The sequence below is a fragment of the Fusibacter sp. genome, from assembly GCF_057447755.1.
Genome location: NZ_JBVBZF010000373.1, coordinates 1 through 3,274, shown reverse-complemented (window position 1 = coordinate 3,274; position 3,274 = coordinate 1). Strand labels below are relative to the sequence as shown.

General features: G+C 37.3%; 4 protein-coding genes and 1 pseudogene. All 5 read right to left on the bottom strand.

The annotated features are described in order from the left end of the window. Positions 1 to 118 precede the first annotated feature (118 nt). The gene (locus tag AC220I_RS20370) at positions 119 to 490 is read right to left on the bottom strand and encodes a hypothetical protein (protein WP_486725701.1); all 372 of its coding nucleotides are present in this window, start codon (positions 488 to 490) and stop codon (positions 119 to 121) included. A gap of 5 nt (positions 491 to 495) precedes the next feature. Next, a complete protein-coding gene (locus AC220I_RS20365; RefSeq protein ID WP_486725700.1) occupies positions 496 to 1,032 on the bottom strand; it encodes a nitroreductase family protein in 537 nt (178 codons plus the stop codon). Positions 1,033 to 1,080: 48 nt separating this feature from the next. Continuing rightward, positions 1,081 to 1,791 carry a B3/B4 domain-containing protein gene (locus AC220I_RS20360; RefSeq protein ID WP_486725699.1) on the bottom strand — a complete coding sequence of 237 codons (711 nt, stop codon included), beginning with the start codon at positions 1,789 to 1,791 and terminating at the stop codon, positions 1,081 to 1,083. Positions 1,792 to 1,908: 117 nt separating this feature from the next. Then, positions 1,909 to 2,658 carry an MBL fold metallo-hydrolase gene (locus AC220I_RS20355; RefSeq protein WP_486725698.1) on the bottom strand — a complete coding sequence of 250 codons (750 nt, stop codon included), beginning with the start codon at positions 2,656 to 2,658 and terminating at the stop codon, positions 1,909 to 1,911. Positions 2,659 to 2,927: 269 nt separating this feature from the next. Continuing rightward, positions 2,928 to 3,062 (bottom strand): annotated as a pseudogene (locus AC220I_RS20350) (formate dehydrogenase accessory sulfurtransferase FdhD); the annotation flags it as partial. Positions 3,063 to 3,274 lie beyond the last annotated feature (212 nt).

Here is a 3,274-nt window from a genome sequence, read left to right as displayed (position 1 = left end):
CTACCATTTCTCATCTTAGCTCTGCCTCAACTCTTGTTGTAATTAGTTTATCAGAAGTGAAAATTTCATATCCGATATTCTGTGCACAGATTAGTCGGATATCAGAATCATTACAAAATTATCCTTGGTCATTTAATAACGACTCAGCGATCTTCATGGCCTCTATGGTTTTGGTTAATCTTTTATAGTTTGTCGTGCCTTCCACCGCTTTCGCTCTTGCCCTTTCGCATTTATGAATAATTGATAGTATTGGAGGCATTGCTTTCTCTTTTTCCTCTACCGAAATAGGTTTTTCCCTTGGAATACTACCAGTGTGCTTAAAGCTCTCCATTAGGTTTTTGGAAATCATCAATGCACTTATTCTATTTTTTAGCAGTGTATTCTGTGAAGTGCCTTCCATAAACTTTGGCAGCATCTTTTCACAGTTTGCAATGGTGGCGATTACGGTTTTAAGGGCTTCTTCAAGTTCAACTTCCGTATATTGAATCATTTTAATCACCATTTTTCATATCGTACAATGTCTTCAAGTGCATGCCTTGGTCTCTGTGTAGGTTGTTCATCACCATATCCCACTGTGATAATCCCACATACGTATTTATCTTCTGGAATCCCTAAAATTGGGCGGACGTCATCCTGTTTGAACCAAGCTGTCCAGCATGTGGAAAGTGCCAATGATTCGGCTTCAAGAAGTATGTGCTCTATTGCGATGGATGTATCTCTGATGATCAATTTAACTTCAGGCTCAGGGCTGTTTTCATCAATTCTGAGGTCTACATCCTCTGAAATTCGGCATCTGATATCTGCCACGACCACAATAAAGACTGGTGCGGTCATCATCCAAAGTTGATTGTGGTCTGCTACCGCTAGTTTCATTTTGGTCTCTTCTGATTCAACGATGATAAATTGCCATGGCTGAGTGTTACTGCCTGATGGTGCCAGTCTCGCACTTTCGATCAGTTGCATTAGCTTTTGGGCTTCTACCTTTTTATCCTTGTATTTTCGAATGCTTCTTCTACTTTCAATCATTTTCATATATTCACCTCGTTTTATAACCATAAATTTAAGTAATACATTACGGCATTACGCCTCAATAACCATCTCTCTTTTGTTGATGTCCATAATAAAGGTTTGGCATTTACCACCCAGATTTTCATTGATGAGCGTAGACAGCTCAATGAGGGCTGCTTCAAAGGCTTCAACTCTTTCTTCATCTACAAGTTCAATACATAGAAAGGCATCTTTCGTATTTTCAGTCAGCATGGTTCTTACAGATTCTCGCCAGTTCCAGCACCTGCAAATGGCACCTTCGTCGTCTTTGTAAACAATTTCACCCTGGTATGGTGGCGCATCCTCATCTGATCCCAGCGTAATAAAATGTTCGCCGCCAAGGGCCTTTGTCAATTTAACATCGCCTCTAAAGGTAGCGATATCCTCACCGCCGCAAGGCATTGCATACTTAAGAGAAATAGAATTATATATATCTACTAGAGGGTTAATACAGCCAATGTGGTTGCCGTTGTTTACACGTTTGAGTAGGGCTTCAATTGATGATCTTGCCCCTTTTTTCGTCTTAAACCTCTGAAAAGCCTCTCGCCAAACCTTTATGACACGATTGCTACTAAAATCATTTTCAACAAAATACTTTAAAGCTTCCTTCTCAGCATTTTCAAGTAATGATTGAAATTGCGTTTCTGACTTAAGACCATTGTCTATGTCATTTGCAACTACTATACCAATTTTAGCTTGAGGAAAAGTTTCCCAAAACGCATCTTCTATAACAAACTTCTTCATATTGAACTGTCCTCCTTTACTTTATCACATGAAATTCAATAATAAGGTTACGCCACTATACTTCTACTTGAAATATTTAATAATTTTGCCCCCTTATTTAATAATATCATCATAATATTAAAAAGCCATTGTATTCAAAAGACTTTTAATCATTTCACTAATATTTCCCGCCATATACCCACCATGAAAGCAAAGTATAGAGTCCATTTGATATTGCGTCAGTTTTAGCAGAGAGGCTTTGTAAGCTTCTTTGTCTAATATGAGTTGCTCATCACAAGTGGCAATTCTTTCATTTACAATTCTAAGGATATCACCCGCAATTAACAATTTTGAGTCTTCTAAGTAGTAGGCGGTATGGCCAGTTGTATGGCCTGGAGTGAAAAGACACTGAATGCCACCGCAGTCACTTATCCTAATATCACTCTCAAAGGTTTCTGTAACTTTGACCTTTAAATTCATATAATTTGCCTTTAAAGCATTGACAATAGTCTGTAATTGTACTTTCCGCTCACCCTCTAAAAAAGGAATCGCATTTTCCATAGCTGCCAGTCTTACAGGTGGTACATCACATTCTAAAAAGGGCTTTTCATTAACATGACACCAGATTGAAGCAGAGCTGCTTTTAAGCTTGGAGAGGCATCCAATGTGGTCTAAGTCAGAGTGTGTAATCATGATTTTACTAAGTCTCTCTATTGGAACACCTGCCTCTTTTGCCATCTCTACAATCTGTGTTTCCATATTTGGAAAGCCAGTATCAAACATAACCACATTTTGATCATCCCATACCACAACTGGATGAATGGCATCACTGTTGAGGCCTTGGTTACCTATTATACTCAAGATTTCAACATTTTCCATAATTCTCATGATTCGCTCCTATCTTAACTCTAAACTTATAAAGCATCACTGTGATGCCCTATGGAAGGTCTTAATGCCCCCTATATATTTAATATCATACTGGCAGTCACATGAACAGACTGGAAAAAAAGTGCAAAATGTGGTATAGTAAGTATAGAAATTAGAGCATTTATTTCTATTTTATAAAATAATAGAGAGCCCATTTATAAAATAATGAAGAGCCAAAGCCATTTCGTGTTCGTCACAAATGTGCATTTGACTCTTTTTATTTTATAGATCTAAGCCCTGCTAATCCGATGAGGATGTGTATAGATGTTCATCCTGTTCCCCCTAGCAAATCCAACCAGGGTAATATTGTTCTTTTGGGCCAACTCAATACCAAGGCTCGTTGGTGCTGATCTAGAGAATAGTATCAAATCATCTCAGAATTTATTTACCCTGATACACATCTCCTGTACCATGAAACGTTAAAGTTATTTTAAATAAATAATTATAAATAATTATATTGGAATGCATTGAAATTTATTGGTCTGAATAGGCATAAAATGTTAAAATAGAAAAAATAAACTTTGTGTATGGATGTAAGGCAAAGCAGAAAAGGAGGCAATATGAAAATAACACTTAT

Bases quoted from the DNA above. Each gene is read 5' to 3' on its own strand.
- AC220I_RS20370 (WP_486725701.1), bottom strand. From the start codon at position 490: ATGATTCAATATACGGAAGTTGAACTTGAAGAAGCCCTTAAAACCGTA.
- AC220I_RS20360 (WP_486725699.1), bottom strand. From the start codon at position 1,791: ATGAAGAAGTTTGTTATAGAAGATGCGTTTTGGGAAACTTTTCCTCAA.
- AC220I_RS20355 (WP_486725698.1), bottom strand. From the start codon at position 2,658: ATGAGAATTATGGAAAATGTTGAAATCTTGAGTATAATAGGTAACCAA.
- AC220I_RS20365 (WP_486725700.1), bottom strand. From the start codon at position 1,032: ATGAAAATGATTGAAAGTAGAAGAAGCATTCGAAAATACAAGGATAAA.